A 16,702-nucleotide genomic window follows, 5' to 3' on the forward strand; every position below is an offset into this window, starting at 1 on the left:
CATAACCGGTACAAGAAGACGCGGCCGATACCTTCTCGTTATCAATTAGTCAGGAGACACGCAACATGAAACGTAGAATTTTCCTCACGCTGGCAGCAGCGGCGGCGGGTGTGGTCTTCAACGCACCGGTCGCGCAAGCCGCCGATCCGGTCAAGATCGGTTTCCTCGTCAAGCAGCCGGAGGAACCGTGGTTCCAGGACGAGTGGAAGTTCGCCGAAGTTGCCGCCAAGGAAAAGGGCTTCACGCTGGTGAAGATCGGCGCGCCGTCGGGCGAAAAAGTGATGAGCGCGATCGACAACCTGTCGGCGCAAAAGGCGCAAGGCTTCGTGATCTGCACGCCTGACGTCAAGCTCGGACCGGGCATCGTCGCCAAGGCGAAAGCCGACGGCCTGAAGATGATGACGGTAGACGACCGCCTGGTCGACGGCGCGGGCAAGCCGATCGCGTCGGTGCCGCACATGGGCATCTCGGCGTACAACATCGGCAAGCAGGTCGGCGACGGTCTGGCCGCCGAAATCAAGAAGCGCGGCTGGGACATGAAGGACGTGGGCGCGATCGACGTGACCTACGAACAACTGCCGACCGCGCATGACCGCACGAGCGGCGCAACCGACGCGCTGATCGCCGCCGGCTTCCCGAAAGCGAACGTGATCGCCGCGCCGCAAGCGAAGACCGACACGGAAAACGCGTTCAACGCCGCCAACATCGCGCTGACGAAGAACCCGCAGTTCAAGCACTGGGTCGCGTACGCGCTGAACGACGAAGGCGTGCTCGGCGCGGTGCGCGCAGCGGAAGGCCGGGGCTTCAAGGCCGACAACATGATCGGCATCGGCATCGGCGGTTCGGATTCGGCGTTGAACGAGTTCAAGAAGCCGAACCCGACGGGCTTCTTCGGCACGGTCATCATCAGCCCGAAGCGTCACGGCGAGGAAACTGCGACGCTGATGTACGACTGGATCACGCAAGGCAAGGCGCCGCCCCCGCTCACGTTGACGACCGGCATGCTGGCCACGCGTGAGAACGTCGGCGAAGTGCGCGAGAAGATGGGGCTTGCTTCGAAGTAACGCGCGGTGCAATGAAGGAATTGCCGGCGTGTCGCAAGCGACGCGCCGGCAACCGGAATAGAACATGAGCAGTAGGACATAGGCCATGCGTTCCAGGCGTCGAACTACGACGCCAGGCGAGGCGCGGTCGAGATGAAACAGCGAGGAGGCGAAGTGTCAGCGACGCTACGTTTTGACAATATCGGCAAAGTCTTTCCAGGCGTGCGCGCGCTCGACGGTGTGTCCTTCGACGTCAACGTCGGCCAGGTGCACGGCCTGATGGGCGAAAACGGCGCAGGGAAATCGACCCTGCTGAAGATACTCGGCGGTGAATATCAGCCGGACTCCGGCCGCGTGATGATCGACGGAAAAGAAGTGCGCTTTACGAGCGCGGCTTCGTCGATCGCGGCAGGTATCGCGGTGATTCACCAGGAACTGCAATACGTGCCCGATCTGACCGTCGCGGAGAATCTGCTGCTCGGCCAGTTGCCGAATTCGTTCGGTTGGGTCAACAAAGGCGATGCAAAGCGCTTCGTGCGCGAGCGTCTCGAAGCAATGGGCGTCGCGCTCGATCCGAACGCGAAGCTGCGCAAGCTCTCCATCGCGCAACGGCAGATGGTGGAAATCTGCAAGGCCTTGCTGCGCAACGCCCGTGTGATTGCTCTCGATGAACCGACCAGTTCGCTGTCGCATCGCGAAACGGAAGTGCTGTTCAAGCTGGTACGCGATCTGCGCGCCGACAACCGCGCGATGATTTACATCTCGCATCGCATGGACGAAATATACGAACTCTGCGACGCGTGCACGATTTTCCGTGACGGCCGCAAGATCGCTTCGCATCCGACGCTCGAAGGCGTGTCGCGCGACACCATCGTCAGCGAAATGGTCGGGCGTGAAATCTCGGACATCTACAACTATTCGGAGCGGCCGCTCGGCGAAGTGCGCTTCGCGGCGAAGGCGATCGAAGGCCATGCGCTCTCGCAGCCGGCCAGCTTCGAAGTGCGGCGCGGCGAAATTGTCGGCTTCTTTGGCCTCGTGGGCGCGGGCCGCAGCGAACTGATGCATCTGGTGTACGGCACGGAGCATAAGAAGGGCGGCGAACTGGTGCTCGACGGCAAGACGATCAGAGTGAAAAGCGCCGGCGAAGCGATTCGCCACGGCATCGTGCTGTGCCCGGAAGACCGCAAGGAAGAAGGCATTGTCGCGATGGCGACGGTGTCGGAGAACATCAACATCAGTTGCCGCCGTCACTATCTGCGTGCGGGCATTTTCCTCGATCGCAAGAAGGAAGCGGAAACTGCGGACCGCTTCATCAAGCTGCTGAAGATCAAGACGCCGAGCCGTCGCCAGAAGATCCGCTTTCTGTCGGGTGGCAATCAGCAGAAGGCGATTCTGTCGCGCTGGCTCGCCGAACCCGATCTGAAAGTCGTGATTCTCGACGAACCGACTCGCGGCATCGACGTGGGCGCGAAGCACGAAATCTATAACGTGATTTACCAGCTTGCCGAGCGCGGCTGCGCAATCGTGATGATCTCGTCGGAACTGCCCGAAGTGCTGGGTGTGTCCGACCGCATCGTCGTGATGCGCCAGGGCCGCATTGCCGGCGAACTGTCGCGCAAGGATGCAACGGAACAAGCGGTGCTGAGCCTCGCGTTGCCGCAAAGCTCGACCGCACTGCCCGCAACCGGAACTGCCGCTCAACAGGCGGCCTGAACATCATTGGACGAAAGTCCGGCAACCCGTGGGGAACGGGAGGAGTCTTCATCATGCAAGCTAGAGAAAACCTCGCGCAACAGGCCGCCAAGAGCGCTGCCGAAGCGCTGATTCCGCAGACGAGCGACAAGGCGAAGTGGTGGCAGCAAATCACCGAGTACAGCCTGATCCTGATCTTCGTGGTGATGTTCGTGACGATGTCGCTGACAGTCGACCACTTCTTCTCGATCGAGAACATGCTCGGCCTCGCGCTGTCCATTTCGCAGATCGGCATGGTCGCGTGCACGATGATGTTCTGTCTCGCGTCGCGCGATTTCGACTTGTCGATCGGATCGACCGTCGCGTTTGCCGGCGTGTTGTGCGCGATGGTGCTCAACGCGACCGACAATACGTTTATCGCGATCGTTGCCGCAGTGGCGGCCGGCGCGGTGATCGGCTTCGTCAACGGCGCGGTGATCGCGTATTTGCGCATCAACGCACTGATCACCACGCTCGCAACGATGGAAATCGTGCGCGGCCTCGGCTTTATCGTGTCGCACGGTCAGGCGGTGGGTGTGTCGTCGGATACGTTCATTGCGCTGGGCGGCTTGAGCTTTTTCGGCGTGTCGCTGCCGATCTGGGTCACGCTGCTGTGCTTCATCGTGTTCGGCGTGATGCTCAATCAGACCGTGTACGGCCGCAATACGCTCGCCATCGGCGGCAATCCGGAAGCGTCGCGTCTCGCGGGTATCAACGTCGAACGCACGCGCGTGTACATCTTCCTGATTCAGGGCGCCGTCACCGCGCTCGCAGGTGTGATCCTGGCGTCGCGGATTACGTCGGGCCAGCCGAATGCCGCGCAAGGCTTCGAACTGAACGTGATCTCGGCGTGCGTGCTCGGCGGCGTGTCGCTGCTCGGCGGCCGTGCGACGATCTCCGGCGTCGTGATTGGCGTGCTGATCATGGGCACCGTCGAGAACGTGATGAACCTGATGAACATCGACGCGTTCTATCAGTACCTCGTGCGTGGCGCGATCCTGCTCGCAGCCGTGCTGCTCGACCAGATGAAGAACCGCGGTTCGCGCGACTAATCCCGGCTTAATCATCTCGCTCTAAAAGGAATCGAACGATGTCGTCTCCGGCCAATGCAAACGAGCGTCTCGCGAACAACGCATTCGCGCGCTACCCGAGTCTTGTCGACCGCACGGTGCTCATTACGGGCGGCGCGACCGGTATCGGCGCATCGTTTGTCGAGCATTTCGCGGCGCAGGGCGCGCGCGTTGCGTTCTTCGATATAGACGCAACCGCGGGCGAAGCGCTCGCGGACGAACTCGGCGACTCGAAGCACAAGCCGCTTTTCCTGCCCTGCGATCTGACCGGCGTCGACGCGCTGCAAAAAGCGATCGCCGATGTGAAAGGCGCGCTCGGCCCGATCCAGGCGCTCGTGAACAATGCAGCGAACGACAAGCGTCACACGATCGGCGAAGTCACGCGCGAGTCTTTCGACGCGGGCATCGCGGTGAACATCCGTCATCAGTTCTTTGCCGCGCAGGCAGTGATGGAAGACATGAAAGCCGCGAATAGCGGCTCGATCATCAATCTCGGCTCGATTAGCTGGATGTTGAAGAACGGCGGTTATCCGGTGTACGTGATGTCGAAATCGGCGGTGCAGGGTTTGACGCGCGGTCTCGCACGCGACCTGGGGCACTTCAACATTCGCGTGAACACGCTGGTGCCGGGCTGGGTGATGACGGAAAAGCAGAAACGTCTGTGGCTCGACGACGCGGGCCGCCGTGCGATCAAGGAAGGGCAGTGCATCGACGCGGAACTCATGCCGGCCGACCTCGCCCGCATGGCGCTTTTCCTCGCCGCCGACGACAGCAGAATGATCACCGCGCAGGACATCGTCGTGGACGGAGGCTGGGCATGACGGCGAGCGCGCGCCCACACGCCGGTGCGCAACCAGTGAAAAGCGCGGCGCTGCTGCTCGACACCAAGTGCACGTTAGGCGAAGGCGCGACATGGTGCGCGAGAACCGGCCGCTTCTACTGGACGGATATCGAAGGCGCGCGTTTGTGGCGCTACGACCCGAGCGACGGCCGCAGCACTTTCTGGCCGATGCCCGAGCGTCTAGCAACGTTCGCGCTGTGTGCCGATCCGCATTACCTGTTGCTTGGCCTTGCCTCCCACCTGGCCTTCTTCGACATTGCGACGGGAGAGACGCGGCGCATCGTCGATGTGGAAGCGGGTATGAATACGCGCGTGAACGACGGCCGCTGCGACCGTCAGGGGCGTTTCGTGTTCGGCACGAAAGACGAAGGCTCGCCGTTGCAGGGGATCGGCGGGTTCTATCGGCTCAATCATGACCTGTCGCTCGAGCGCCTGCCGCTGCCCGCGCCGGCCATTTCCAACAGCATCGCGTTCAGTCCCGACGGCGCGACGATGTATTACTGCGACTCGCCGACGCGTGAGATCCGCGCGTGCGACTATCGTGCGGACGGCGGCATCGCCAACGACCGGCTGTTCGTGCGCCTCACCGACGCCACTGGGGAGCCTGATGGCTCGACCGTCGATGGCGACGGCGGCTTGTGGAACGCGCAATGGGGCGGCAAACGCGTCGTGCGTTATGGCGCCGACGGTGTCGAAACGGAGCGCGTGGAAGTGCCAACGGCGCAGCCAAGTTGCGTCGCGCTCGGCGGCGCGCAACTGGGCACGCTGTACATCACGAGTGCGCGCGTCGGTCTCGACGCAGCGGCGCTTGCCGGCGATTCGCGGGCGGGCGGCGTGTTCATCGCGACGCCTGCGCGGCGCGGTTTGCCCGAGCCGGTATTCCAGGGCGCGCCAGCGTAGCGCAGAATGACGCTGCTTCGCGGTCGATGCAGCAACCGGAAGAGCGGGGCGGCGGTGACGTGCCGCGCTTGACAGAAACCAGCAGCACCCTTGCAACACCCCAGCAATCCGCACAAATCGGCAGCAAGCAGTTCGGACCAGAGGCGACCTGTTCAAGAAAATCGCCCGACAACACCCGTCAGCCACGACGGCAACGTCCCAGCCTCTCGAAGGAGCAGATATGACTGTTGCGAATCCTGTTTCCGCCTCGTCCCAAACTTCCCAAAGCGCTCAGAGCCGGCGCTCGCGACTCGCGGCGGCGGCCAATCCGGTGTTGCCGGGGCCTAGCACGTCGGCGGTAGCAGTCGGCGAGACCTCGGCCGGCGACGTCGCGTGCATCACGCTCGCCAACGCGCATTTGCGTCTCGACGTCGCGCCGACGCTGGGTGGCGGAATCACGCGCTTCGACTGGCGCGACGACGGCGCGCTCACGCCGATTTTCCGTCGCTGCCGCCATGTCGCCGCCGACACGCAACCGAACGAACTCGCCTGTTATCCGCTGCTGCCGTATTCGAACCGTATCGGCGGCGGGTATTTCAATTTCGCTGGGCGGCGCGTCGACGTGGCATGCAATCGCGCCGACGAGCCGTTTCCGATTCACGGCGACGGCTGGCAGTCCGCGTGGCATGTCGTCGATTCAGACCGGGAGAATGTGCGGCTGACGCTCGATCGCCGTGACGGCAAGCCCTACGCGTTTCGCGCGGCGCAGACCTACAAGCTGGACGGCCCGTCGCTCGTCATTACGCTCGAAATCGAGAACGCGGGCCGCGAGGCTTTGCCGTTTGGGCTCGGCGTGCATCCGTTTTTCGTACGCGACGCCGACACCGAGCTGTCGGCTGCGGCAGGCGGTCTATGGCTTGCCGGCGATGACTGGCTGCCGGTCCGTCACGTGCAGGCGCCGCCCGCGTGGCAGTTCGGCGTCGCCTATCCGCTGCCGGAAACCATCGTCAATCATGCGTTCACTGGCTGGAGCGGGCAGGCGGCCGTGGTGTGGCCCAAGCGCCGGCTGTCGCTGAACATCGCCGCCGACACCGATTACTACGTGCTGTACACGCCTCCCGGCAAGGATTTCTTTTGCTTCGAGCCCGTCGATCATCCGATCAACGCGATGAATCTTGCCGGCGGCGCATGCGAAAACGGCATGACGCTGCTTGGGCGCGGCGAGCAACTCGTGCGGACGTTCCGCTTCACCGTTGAACGTACCGGTTTGCGTTCGATGCCCGGCGCGCCAGGATCGCGGCGTCGGCAATAGTGCGCGGTCTTCAGTGGCTTGGGGGGGCAGGGTCACCCACGGTGACTCGCGGCGCGTCGAAGGACTCGCGCTGGTCCGGCTGATCCAGAGCGACCCGCGCCGTCCGCCCACGCCGGACAGGTAAAATACGCGCCTCTTCCGATTACCGGCTCGCCGCGAGACCCACCATGTCCAACTTCATCCAGACACTCAACGACGCCTGGCAGCGCACCAACTCGCTGCTGTGCGTCGGCCTCGATCCGGAGCCCAGCAAGTTTCCGGGCGCGCTCGCCGGCCGCGCCGACGCGATCTTCGACTTCTGCCGCGAGATCGTCGACGCGACTGCACCGTACGCGTCGTCGTTCAAGCCACAAATCGCCTACTTCGCGGCGCATCGCGCGGAAGACCAGCTCGAGCAGCTGATCGCGCACATCCATGCCCATCATCCGGGATTGCCGGTCATTCTCGACGCAAAGCGCGGCGACATCGGCAGCACTGCGGAGCAATACGCGCGCGAGGCGTTCGAACGCTACCAGGCGGACGCGGTGACGGTGAACCCGTACATGGGCTTCGATTCGATCGAGCCGTATTTGCAGCACGAAGGCAAAGGCGTGATCGTTCTGTGCCGCACATCGAACCCGGGCGGCTCCGACCTGCAATTCCTGGAAACGGGAGGCCGTCCGCTGTATCAGGTCGTCGCGCAACTCGCGGCGGAAAAGTGGAATGCGAGCGGCCAGTTGGCTCTGGTGGTCGGCGCGACTTTCCCGAAGGAAATCGAAGTGGTGCGCGGGATTGTCGGCGATATGCCGCTGCTGATTCCCGGCATCGGCGCGCAAGGCGGCGACGTGCAGGCAACCGTCAGCGCAGGCCGCACCGCGAACGGCACGGGCATGCTGATCAACTCGTCGCGCGCGATCATCTATGCAAGCAAGGGCGAGGATTTCGCTCAGGCTGCAGCGAAGGCAGCCATGGAAACGCGCGACCGGATCAACGCATTCCGTTGAATCGCGTAGTGAGTTGGTGGAGGGGCGGGCTCAGTCGGCCGGCCCGAGCCGCTCGATGTGCGCGGCATGCTGCGGGTATTGCGCTATCAACGCGTCCACATCCGCAAGCTCGAATTCACTGAACTCGAAACCGGGCGCCACTGTGCAGCCCACGAGCGCGAACGTTGCCGGATCCGCACATTCGGCGGCAAACCACGAACCGGCCGGCACCACGGCCTGGAATACCGTACCGGAATGAGTCAACGCGTTGCCGAGCCGATGCGTAACAAGCGCGCCGGACTCGTCCAGCACGTGAACATTCAGCGGTTCGCCTGCATAGAAATGCCAGAGCTCGTCGGACTTGATGCGGTGCCACGCCGAATGCGCGCCGTCGCATAACAAGTAGTAGATCGCCGTGGACGCCGAACGCGTTTCGGCTGAGCCGCCCGCGCGGCTCACGCGCTCCGCCGACCGGTAAGTCTCGCTGAAAAATCCGCCTTCCGGATGCGGCTTCAGGTCGAAGCGGCGGATCAACTCGTCTTTGGCTGCGTGCGAATCAGGCATCGGGTTCCCGCCTTCAACGAAAGTCAGTGTTCGCGCTCGTCGAGCAGCGCGAGCACGCCGCGCAGCGCGTGCGCTGCGGCCTGCACGCGGATCTGTTCGCGGTCGCCCTTGAAAATCTTCGTTTCAACCGATGTATGCAGCCGGTTGCTCCAGCCGAACGACACCATGCCGACCGGCTTGGTCTCCGTGCCGCCGCCAGGGCCCGCGACGCCCGTGATCGACAGCGAAACCTGCGCGCGGCTGTTGCGCAGCGCGCCTTCCGCCATAGCGCGTGCCACCTGCTCGCTGACCGCGCCGTGCTTTTCGATCATGTCCGCGGGCACGCCGATCATTTCGCTCTTCGCCTGATTCGAGTAGGTGACGAAGCCGCGCTCGAACCAGCCGCTGCTGCCGGAGATGTCGGTGATCGCGGTCGCGACCATGCCGCCCGTGCACGATTCGGCGGTGACGAGCATCAGGCGCTCGTCGCGCAGGCGGTTGCTCACGCGGATCGCGAGCTGGTGAACGACGGAATCGGTAGGCATGGCGTCAATCCGGAACGGGGCGCGGCGGTTAAACGGACATGCGCCAGAGCGCAATCACGAGCAAGGTGAAAAACGCGGCAACGAGGTCGTCGAACATGATGCCAAAACCGCCTTTCAGCCGGCGATCGAAATAGCTAATGGGCGGCGGCTTCACCATGTCGAAAAAGCGGAACACGATGAACGCCCAGAACTGGCCCGTCAGCGTGACCGGCGTGACCATCAGCAGCACGAGCCAGAAGGCGACGATTTCGTCCCACACGACGGGCGATGGGTCGTCGGTGCCGAGCTTCTTCGCGGTAAAGCCGCAAATCGCGATGCCGCCCACAAAGCCGACGCCGATCAGCACGCCCCACTCGATCACGGTGAGGTAGCGGCTGAACGCGGCGAACGAGGCCCACGCGAACAGCGTGCCGATCGTGCCGGGCGCGATCGGCGACAAGCCGCTGCCGAAACCGAGCGACAGAATGTGCAGCGGGTGCGACAGCATGAAGCGCGCGGTCGCGCGGCGCGGCTGAGGGCGCTGCGGCTTGGGCGGCTGGCTGCCGACGAGATTGTCGGCGGGCCTGAGCGGGCGATCAGTCTGCATGAAAGTGGTCGAAGCCTTGCAACGTCAGGGAGAGCGGCGCGCCGGCGGCATCGCGCCAGTCGATCGCCGGGCGGTCGGCCGCCGTTTGGAGAGCGCTTATTGTACCGATGCGCGTGACGGGCACGCCCTCCTCGTGGCCGGCGGCTTGAACGGCGTCGCGCGCGGCCGGCGGTGCGGTGAAGCACAACTCGTAGTCGTCGCCGCCCGCGAGCGTGCAGCGCCGCTGCGTATCGAGCGGCAGATTGCGCAGTGCGGCCGAACGCGGCACCGCGTCGGCGTCGACGGTGGCCCGCATATTCGAGCGATCGAGAATGTGCTTCAGGTCGCCCGCGAGCCCATCCGATATATCCAGCGCCGCATGGGCGACGCCGCGCAGCGCCAATCCGAGCGCGACGCGCGGCTCCGGGCGTTCGAGCGCGCGGCGAAACTCAGTGGCGTCGCCGGCATCGGCAGTCCACTCGCCGCGCTGGATGCCGAGGCTTGCGCGCGCGTCGCCGAGCGTCCCCGACACCCAGATGTCGTCCCCCGCTCGTGCGGCGTCGCGGCGCAGCGCGGCTTGCGGCGGCACGCTGCCGAACACGGTGATGCACAGGTTCAGCGGACCGCCGGTCGTGTCGCCGCCGATCAGCGTGCAGCCATGCCGTTCGGCGAGCGCGAAAAGCCCTTCGCTAAATGCGGTGAGCCACGTTTCATCGGCTCTGGGCAAGGAGAACGCGAGCGTGAACGCCTGCGGTTGCGCGCCCATCGCGGCGAGATCCGACAGATTGACGGCGAGCGCCTTGTGACCGAGCGCCTCGGGATCGACGTCCGCGAAGAAGTGGCGGCCTTCCACCAGCATGTCTGTGGAAATCGCCAGCATTTCGCCCGCGCGCGGCGCGAGCAGCGCGCAGTCGTCGCCGATGCCGAGCGAACCGCTCGGGGCCGCCGACGCCAGGCCCGCCGCGCGGCGCGCAAAGAAACGTTCGATCAGCGAAAACTCAGAGAGCATTGTGAGGAAAAGTGAAGGGACGACCGCCTTTCGCTACGTTTCAGTCTCGGCAGTTGTACCAGTATTGAAGGAATCGGGCCGGCAATTGGGGCTACAATGCCGTCGAACGTCTATTCTAATCCGCACTTCCAAGCCCGCCTTATGTCGACTCCCGTCAATAGCAAACTCCGCGAAGCCGCACTCGATTACCACGAATTCCCGACCCCCGGGAAGATCGCGATCGCCCCCACCAAGCAGATGATCAACCAGCGCGACCTCGCGCTGGCGTACTCGCCGGGTGTCGCGTTCGCGTGTGAAGAGATCGTCGAGAACCCGCTGAATGCCGCGCGCTTCACGGCGCGCAGCAACCTGGTCGGCGTCGTGACGAACGGCACGGCGGTGCTCGGCCTGGGCAATATCGGCCCGCTCGCATCCAAGCCGGTCATGGAAGGCAAGGCGGTGCTGTTCAAGAAGTTCGCCGGCATCGACGTGTTCGATATCGAGTTGAACGAGTCAGACCCGCACAAGCTTGTCGACGTGATCGCGGCGCTCGAGCCGACTTTCGGCGGCATCAATCTCGAAGACATCAAGGCGCCGGACTGCTTCATCGTCGAGCGCGAATGTCGCAAGCGCATGAAGATTCCGGTCTTCCACGACGACCAGCACGGCACGGCGATCGTCGTCGCGGCGGCGATCACGAACGGTTTGAAGGTGGTCGGCAAGGACATCAAGGACGTCAAGCTGGTTTCCTCCGGCGCGGGCGCGGCGGCGCTGGCCTGTCTGGATCTGCTGGTCGATATCGGGCTGCCGCTCGAAAACATCACCGTCACCGATCTGGCCGGCGTGGTCTATAAGGGCCGCGTCGAACTGATGGACCCGGACAAGGAGCGCTTCGCGCGTGAAACCGACGCCCGCACGCTCGCGGAGGCGATTGGCGGCGCGGACGTTTTCCTGGGCCTGTCGGCGGGCGGCGTGCTCAAGCAGGACATGGTCAAGCAGATGGCGGACAAGCCGCTGATTCTGGCGCTCGCTAACCCGACGCCGGAAATCCTGCCGGAACTGGCGCTGGAAGTGCGTCCGGACGCCGTGCTGTGTACGGGCCGCACCGACTACCCGAACCAGGTGAACAACGTGCTGGTGTTCCCGTTCCTGTTTCGCGGCGCGCTGGACGCAGGCGCGACCACAGTCACGCGGGAAATGGAAATCGCCGCGGTCAATGCGATCGCCGAACTGGCGCGCCAGGAGCAGAGCGATATCGTGGCGACGGCCTACGGCATTCAGGACCTCTCGTTCGGTCCGGAATATCTGATTCCAAAGCCGTTCGACCCGCGTCTGATCGTCAAGGTCGCGCCCGCAGTGGCGAAGGCCGCGATGGATTCGGGCGTCGCCGAGCGTCCGATCGAGGACATGGACGCGTACGAACAACATTTGCAGCAGTTCGTGTATCACAGCGGCACGACGATGAAGCCGATCTTCCAGCTGGCGCGCGGCGTCGAGCCGGAGAAAAAGCGCATTGTGTTCGCGGAAGGCGAAGAAGAGCGCGTGTTGCGCGCCATGCAGATCATCGTCGACGAAAAGCTGGCCAAGCCGATCCTGATTGGCCGTCCGGCCGTGATCGAGCAGCGCATTGCCCGCTACGGTCTGCGTCTGGTCGCGGGTCAGGACTACACGGTCGTCAATACGGACCACGACGAGCGCTATCGCGACTTCTGGCAGGAATATTACAAGATGATGTCCCGCAAGGGCATCACGCAGCAGATGGCCAAGCTTGAAATGCGCCGCCGCACCACGCTGATCGGCGCGATGCTGGTCAAAAAGGGCGAGGCGGACGGCATGATCTGCGGCACGATCAGCACGACGCACCGTCACCTGCACTTCATCGACCAGGTGATCGGCAAGCGCGAAGGTTGCGCCGTCTACGCCGCGATGAACGCGCTGGTGCTGCCGAATCGCCAGATTTTCCTGGTCGATACGCACGTGAACCTGGACCCGACGCCGGAGCAGCTGGCCGAAATCACGATCATGGCCGCCGAGGAAGTGCGCCGTTTCGGTATCGAGCCGAAGGTCGCGCTGGTGTCGCACTCGAACTTCGGTTCGAGCAATGCGCCGACCGCGCAGAAAATGCGCGATACGCTTGCGATCCTGCGCGAACGCGCGCCAGAGTTGCAGGTCGACGGCGAAATGCACGGCGACGTCGCGCTCGACGCCAATCTGCGCCGCGAAGTGCCGCCCGACTCGACGCTGGAGGGCGATGCAAACCTGCTGGTGCTGCCGAACATCGACGCCGCCAATATCTCGTACAACCTGCTGAAGACGGCGGCGGGCAACAACATCGCCATCGGCCCGATGCTGCTGGGCGCGGCGCAGCCCGTGCACGTACTGACGGCTTCCGCGACGGTTCGACGCATCGTCAACATGACAGCGCTGCTGGTTGCGGATGTGATCGCGGCCCGCTGACCGCTCGTCCGCGCTGACCGGCGCCGGCTCCCGTCGGCGCATTTGGCGCAGTAACTTGCCGGCGGCTCCTGCCGGCCTCGTCCAACGAAAAAAGAGGCGTGCCCGCAACGGGCACGCCTTAGGGCGAACAGGGGATAGCCGCCCCAAAACGGCAAACAACAGACTTCCGTTGCAAGAACTCAGCGCCCGGTATTCCCCGTGGAAAAACCGGCGCCACTGCGTCTTTTGCTTGGTTGAGCTAATGTTAGCGCGCCCTGGATAAATTTTGTGTCAAAAGTCGTCAAAGCGCTGCTGGTGGGGCTTTCGCGTCGAATCGGGCCGTTTTGCGGCTCCGGCGAACGTTGATTCCGGGGACCATTAGCGATACCCTTACGACTTTCATGGTCGTTAAACTCGTGATCTAACAGCCGGGAAACTTGGTAAATGGCACGCAGATGGCAGCGCATCAAGGGCGTGCTGATCGGTGCTGTTGCGCTGTGCGTTTTCTGCGGCCCCGTGCCTCACGCCTTCGCGCGCAATTACACGGCACCCACCGGCACGGATGCACAGGGCCAGGGCACCATTGCGGCGGCGCAGTTGCCCCGTGAGGCGGTCAATACATTGAACTTGATTGCCGCGGGCGGGCCTTACCCGTATGAAAAGGACGGCGTCGTGTTCGGCAACCGCGAACGGTTGCTGCCGCCCAACCGGCGCGGCTTTTACCACGAATACACCGTTCCCACGCCTCGTTCACGTAATCGCGGGGCGCGTCGCATCGTCTGCGGAGGTCCGCTGAAGCGAACCGACAATTGTTACTACTCGGACGACCACTACACCAGTTTTAATCGTATTGTTGAATGACATCGGGATGAACGGCATGAGCGACAACGTCTACGCGCACGACACCGGAGTCGCGACGGATCTTTTCGCGGCCGGCGACGGCAATCTTTTCCAGCGCGTCATGAAGATGCGCGCCGGCGAGCAGGGCCGTGAGAACCGGAGCGAAGCTGACAGTGTGGTTTCATCGAACGAGGAGCCCATGAGTCTTTTCAAGACCGTACGACCGAACATCGTACAGTCGATCCGCGCGTTCCGCGTTCAGGATCTCGCCGACGAGGCGAATCGACTCGGACAGCACTTTCTCTACGCGTACTGTGCGAACGCGCAGTCCAAGCAGGAGGTTCTGGAAACCATCGCAACATCGTTCCTGTTTCCGAAGCATTTCGGCAAGAATTATGACGCGCTCTACGATTGCCTGACCGACCTGGTCCACAAGGCCGGTGCCCAGCCTGGCTTCGTGATCGTGCTCGAGCAATTGCCCGTCGCGCAGAAATTCGACAAGGAAGGGCGAGAGACGCTGCTCGACGTGTTCCGCGAAGCAGCCGAATTCTGGGCCGAGCGCAAGGTTGCGTTCCGCGTCTTTTATTCGTTCGCCTGAATGCTTTGAGCCGGGCTTCTTAGCTCGATTACAGCCGGAATCGCAAAGGCCCGCCAACTGGCGGGCCTTTGTTTTTGGCGGGTCTGGATTGGAGCCACCGCCACCGCCACCCAGGCACACGCGCAATCAGTCCCTTACCAGCCGCCCCACCCAGCCGCGAGTGCGGACAGAACCGCCATGCCGGCGGTTTCCGTGCGCAGCACGCGCGGTCCGAGCCCGACCGCCTGAAATCCGTGGTCCGTCGCGGCGGCTTCTTCCGCGGCGGAAAAGCCGCCTTCAGGGCCGACCAGCACGGTGACGGGGCCCTTCGGCGGTGTCGCCGGCAGCGCCGAAAAATGGATGCTCGCGCGTGGTGACAACAGGATGCGCAGTTCGTCTTCGGCGGGAACGCGTGGCATTGCGGCGAGCCAGGTGGCGATTTCACGTACCGGCGTGACTGTCGGCAGACGATTGCGTCCGCACTGCTCACACGACGCCCGCACGATGCCCTCCCAGTGCGCATGCCGCCGAAGCGCGCGATCACCGTTCAGACGCACGACGCTGCGCGTGGTGGTCAACGGCACGAAGCTCGACGCGCCGAGTTCGACGGCTTTTTCGATCAGCCAGTCCATCTTGTCGCCGCTTGCGATGCCCTGCGCGAGCGTGAGCCGATACGGCGGCTCGACTTCGATGTCGCGGAATTCGCCGACCTTCACGGTGACCGTGCGGCGTTCGATCGCGACGAGTTCGGCGCTGTATTCACCGCCCTCACCGTTGAAAAGCACAATGGAGTCACCGGTCTGCAAGCGCAGCACGAGGACGTGCCGTACGACGTCATCGGGAAGTTGCATGATGTCGTCGGGCGAAAGAGGCGTACCGACGAAGAAGCGAGGCATCAGAAAAATACTCATTAGTTCACGAAAGGTGGCGAGCGAGCGCCCAACGGTAGCCGTCCAGATCCTCGACCTGGGCGAAGCGGTCGCCCCAGAACTGGTCCTGCGGCTCGCTCAACGATTTGGCGCCGGCGGCAAGCGCCCGGGCGTAAATCGTGTCGACATCGTCGACGTAGACATAAAACGATTGCGGTGCGATCGCGCCCGCGCTTCGGGGTGTTTTCGCGGCGGAGCCGAACGCGCCTTCGGGCGCGAACATCACGATCAACTGACCTTGATAGGTCATCTCGACATGCATGACGACGCCGTCGTCCTGCACGCTGTCCCGCAATTCGAAGCCGAACGCAGCGGTGTAGAAGGCAGTAGCGGCTCGCGCGTCCCGTACCGTCAGATACGGGGTCAACCAGGGCACACCGGCTGGGCGGGAGGCGGTCATGGGGTTCTCCAGATCTAGGGTTATTGGGCGCGTGCTGGGCCGCCGGCAACGGGTTGCGTATCGGCGAGGAGATAGCGCGCTCCGGCGAAGGCGTGCATTTTGCCCGTGCGTCAGCTTGACGGCTTTAAGAATTGACCTAGTTTATCTTGCACCGACGGTGATGCCGTCAAGAGTCCGGCATGCACGGCAGGGCTATAGTGCTTTCGTGCGTCGATTCGACGCGCGAGGAGGCGCTCCGCCACGATATCAGCGGTTAATGCGGCAGGATCGAGCGTGTCGCTGGCGGTCGCCATCATCCACAACGAGCCGTACAGCGGGACGAACGTGTTCATGGTGCGCACGACTGCGAACACGCCGCGCAGATCGCCAAGCAGGCCGGCAATGCGCTCGGCGTGGAAATAGGGCGACCCAAGGTGGACGGACAACACGGCGTTCGCGCTCATCACCCGCTTGAGCTGATGGTAGAAGGCGGTCGTGTACAGGCCGGCCGCCGGCGAGTCGGGCGGCGTCAAATCGAATACGATCAGATCGAACTGCGCGGACCGTGCCTGCGCGGCCGCGGCCACGAAATGCGCCGCATCGCCGATCACGAGTTCGACGCGCGGATCGTCGAATGCGCCGCCGTGTACTTCGGGCATGTGCTCGCGGGTCAGGCGAACCACCTGTTCGTCGAGCTCGGCGACCACGATCCTTTCGATGCCCGGATGCGCAAGCAGTTGCCGGGCGGCGCCGCCGTCGCCTCCACCTAGTACCAGCGCGGCTTTCGGTGCCGGATGCGCCAGCGCCGCCGGATGCACCATGCACTCGTGATAGATGAACTCGTCGCCGGTCGACGTCATCGGACGGCCGTCCAGCGTGAAGATCCGGCCGAGCTGGCGCGTGTCCCACACCTCGATGCGCTGATACGGCGAATCGACGCGTGCGATCAGCGACGCGTTCGGAAATCCGTAGACAGCGTCGGGACTAGGGTGGAACAGCAAAGTAGCGCTCAAGATAGTTGGCCCAGTGTGAATGGGTTGGTTTCCGCTGCCAGATTGTAAA

17 protein-coding genes are annotated in these 16,702 nt (G+C 63.6%); 10 read left to right on the forward strand and 7 right to left on the reverse strand.

Annotation, left to right across the window (positions count from 1 at the left end):
* The first annotated feature begins 65 nt into the window (after positions 1 to 65).
* The 7 genes from JMY24_RS33655 to pyrF all read left to right on the forward strand — a co-directional run bounded on the left by JMY24_RS33655 (position 66) and on the right by pyrF (position 7,859).
* On the forward strand, positions 66 to 1,064 hold the full coding sequence (locus JMY24_RS33655; protein WP_128588189.1) for an arabinose ABC transporter substrate-binding protein: 999 nt from the start codon (positions 66 to 68) through the stop codon (positions 1,062 to 1,064).
* 153 nt (positions 1,065 to 1,217) lie between these two features.
* Entirely contained in the window at positions 1,218 to 2,756 is a 1,539-nt protein-coding gene (gene araG / locus JMY24_RS33660; RefSeq protein ID WP_128588191.1) for an L-arabinose ABC transporter ATP-binding protein AraG, read from the forward strand.
* 53 nt (positions 2,757 to 2,809) lie between these two features.
* Positions 2,810 to 3,826, forward strand: a complete 1,017-nt coding sequence (gene araH / locus JMY24_RS33665; protein WP_128595843.1) for an L-arabinose ABC transporter permease AraH — start codon at positions 2,810 to 2,812, stop codon at positions 3,824 to 3,826.
* Between the two features lie 38 nt (positions 3,827 to 3,864).
* Complete coding sequence (locus tag JMY24_RS33670) at positions 3,865 to 4,665, forward strand: SDR family NAD(P)-dependent oxidoreductase (protein ID WP_128595842.1); 801 nt, start codon at positions 3,865 to 3,867, stop codon at positions 4,663 to 4,665.
* Complete coding sequence (locus tag JMY24_RS33675; RefSeq protein ID WP_128595841.1) at positions 4,662 to 5,585, forward strand: SMP-30/gluconolactonase/LRE family protein; 924 nt, start codon at positions 4,662 to 4,664, stop codon at positions 5,583 to 5,585. Before JMY24_RS33670 ends, JMY24_RS33675 begins: the two co-directional genes overlap by 4 nt.
* 220 nt (positions 5,586 to 5,805) lie before the next feature.
* Entirely contained in the window at positions 5,806 to 6,876 is a 1,071-nt protein-coding gene (locus JMY24_RS33680; protein ID WP_128595840.1) for an aldose 1-epimerase, read from the forward strand.
* A gap of 167 nt (positions 6,877 to 7,043) precedes the next feature.
* Positions 7,044 to 7,859: an orotidine-5'-phosphate decarboxylase gene (gene pyrF, locus JMY24_RS33685; RefSeq protein ID WP_128595839.1), complete on the forward strand. Its 816-nt coding sequence runs from the start codon at positions 7,044 to 7,046 to the stop codon at positions 7,857 to 7,859.
* A 30-nt stretch (positions 7,860 to 7,889) separates the two neighbouring features.
* On the opposite strand, the gene JMY24_RS33690 is transcribed toward pyrF, so the two are convergent.
* Genes JMY24_RS33690 through thiL form a run of 4 tightly spaced genes read right to left on the reverse strand, consistent with a single transcriptional unit; the run spans position 7,890 to position 10,500 of the window.
* A complete protein-coding gene (locus JMY24_RS33690; RefSeq protein WP_128595838.1) occupies positions 7,890 to 8,402 on the reverse strand; it encodes a cupin domain-containing protein in 513 nt (170 codons plus the stop codon).
* 23 nt (positions 8,403 to 8,425) lie between these two features.
* Entirely contained in the window at positions 8,426 to 8,926 is a 501-nt protein-coding gene (locus tag JMY24_RS33695; RefSeq protein WP_128588202.1) for a CinA family protein, read from the reverse strand.
* Positions 8,927 to 8,954: 28 nt separating this feature from the next.
* The gene (locus JMY24_RS33700) at positions 8,955 to 9,512 is read right to left on the reverse strand and encodes a phosphatidylglycerophosphatase A family protein (RefSeq protein ID WP_201703694.1); all 558 of its coding nucleotides are present in this window, start codon (positions 9,510 to 9,512) and stop codon (positions 8,955 to 8,957) included.
* Positions 9,502 to 10,500: a thiamine-phosphate kinase gene (gene thiL / locus JMY24_RS33705; RefSeq protein ID WP_201703696.1), complete on the reverse strand. Its 999-nt coding sequence runs from the start codon at positions 10,498 to 10,500 to the stop codon at positions 9,502 to 9,504. The genes JMY24_RS33700 and thiL overlap by 11 nt, the downstream gene beginning before the upstream one ends.
* 96 nt (positions 10,501 to 10,596) lie before the next feature.
* On the opposite strand from thiL, the gene JMY24_RS33710 reads away from it, so the two are divergent.
* From JMY24_RS33710 to JMY24_RS33720, 3 genes are all read left to right on the forward strand, one after another.
* On the forward strand, positions 10,597 to 12,936 hold the full coding sequence (locus JMY24_RS33710) for an NADP-dependent malic enzyme (protein ID WP_201703698.1): 2,340 nt from the start codon (positions 10,597 to 10,599) through the stop codon (positions 12,934 to 12,936).
* A gap of 423 nt (positions 12,937 to 13,359) precedes the next feature.
* A complete protein-coding gene (locus JMY24_RS33715; RefSeq protein ID WP_128589227.1) occupies positions 13,360 to 13,776 on the forward strand; it encodes a ribonuclease in 417 nt (138 codons plus the stop codon).
* A gap of 7 nt (positions 13,777 to 13,783) precedes the next feature.
* Positions 13,784 to 14,353, forward strand: a complete 570-nt coding sequence (locus tag JMY24_RS33720) for a barstar family protein (protein WP_020071292.1) — start codon at positions 13,784 to 13,786, stop codon at positions 14,351 to 14,353.
* A 134-nt stretch (positions 14,354 to 14,487) separates the two neighbouring features.
* On the opposite strand, the gene JMY24_RS33725 is transcribed toward JMY24_RS33720, so the two are convergent.
* From JMY24_RS33725 to speE, 3 genes are all read right to left on the reverse strand, one after another.
* Positions 14,488 to 15,228 (reverse strand): 16S rRNA (uracil(1498)-N(3))-methyltransferase, encoded by a 741-nt coding sequence (locus tag JMY24_RS33725; protein WP_128589225.1) that lies wholly within the window; start codon positions 15,226 to 15,228, stop codon positions 14,488 to 14,490.
* 19 nt (positions 15,229 to 15,247) lie between these two features.
* Positions 15,248 to 15,661, reverse strand: coding sequence for a VOC family protein (locus JMY24_RS33730; RefSeq protein WP_128595837.1), 414 nt, complete (start codon positions 15,659 to 15,661; stop codon positions 15,248 to 15,250).
* A gap of 110 nt (positions 15,662 to 15,771) precedes the next feature.
* A complete protein-coding gene (speE, locus tag JMY24_RS33735; protein WP_128595836.1) occupies positions 15,772 to 16,653 on the reverse strand; it encodes a polyamine aminopropyltransferase in 882 nt (293 codons plus the stop codon).
* Between the last annotated feature and the right edge of the window lie 49 nt (positions 16,654 to 16,702).

This window comes from Paraburkholderia kirstenboschensis, from assembly GCF_904848585.1.
Taxonomy (GTDB): Bacteria; Pseudomonadota; Gammaproteobacteria; order Burkholderiales; family Burkholderiaceae; genus Paraburkholderia; species Paraburkholderia kirstenboschensis.

Bases quoted from the DNA above. Each gene is read 5' to 3' on its own strand.
- JMY24_RS33695 (WP_128588202.1), bottom strand. From the start codon at position 8,926: ATGCCTACCGATTCCGTCGTTCACCAGCTCGCGATCCGCGTGAGCAAC.
- thiL (WP_201703696.1), bottom strand. From the start codon at position 10,500: ATGCTCTCTGAGTTTTCGCTGATCGAACGTTTCTTTGCGCGCCGCGCG.
- JMY24_RS33670 (WP_128595842.1), top strand. From the start codon at position 3,865: ATGTCGTCTCCGGCCAATGCAAACGAGCGTCTCGCGAACAACGCATTC.
- JMY24_RS33690 (WP_128595838.1), bottom strand. From the start codon at position 8,402: ATGCCTGATTCGCACGCAGCCAAAGACGAGTTGATCCGCCGCTTCGAC.
- JMY24_RS33700 (WP_201703694.1), bottom strand. From the start codon at position 9,512: ATGCAGACTGATCGCCCGCTCAGGCCCGCCGACAATCTCGTCGGCAGC.
- JMY24_RS33655 (WP_128588189.1), top strand. From the start codon at position 66: ATGAAACGTAGAATTTTCCTCACGCTGGCAGCAGCGGCGGCGGGTGTG.
- JMY24_RS33680 (WP_128595840.1), top strand. From the start codon at position 5,806: ATGACTGTTGCGAATCCTGTTTCCGCCTCGTCCCAAACTTCCCAAAGC.
- JMY24_RS33675 (WP_128595841.1), top strand. From the start codon at position 4,662: ATGACGGCGAGCGCGCGCCCACACGCCGGTGCGCAACCAGTGAAAAGC.
- JMY24_RS33720 (WP_020071292.1), top strand. From the start codon at position 13,784: ATGAACGGCATGAGCGACAACGTCTACGCGCACGACACCGGAGTCGCG.
- JMY24_RS33710 (WP_201703698.1), top strand. From the start codon at position 10,597: ATGCCGTCGAACGTCTATTCTAATCCGCACTTCCAAGCCCGCCTTATG.
- JMY24_RS33725 (WP_128589225.1), bottom strand. From the start codon at position 15,228: ATGCCTCGCTTCTTCGTCGGTACGCCTCTTTCGCCCGACGACATCATG.
- JMY24_RS33730 (WP_128595837.1), bottom strand. From the start codon at position 15,661: ATGACCGCCTCCCGCCCAGCCGGTGTGCCCTGGTTGACCCCGTATCTG.
- araH (WP_128595843.1), top strand. From the start codon at position 2,810: ATGCAAGCTAGAGAAAACCTCGCGCAACAGGCCGCCAAGAGCGCTGCC.
- pyrF (WP_128595839.1), top strand. From the start codon at position 7,044: ATGTCCAACTTCATCCAGACACTCAACGACGCCTGGCAGCGCACCAAC.
- JMY24_RS33715 (WP_128589227.1), top strand. From the start codon at position 13,360: ATGGCACGCAGATGGCAGCGCATCAAGGGCGTGCTGATCGGTGCTGTT.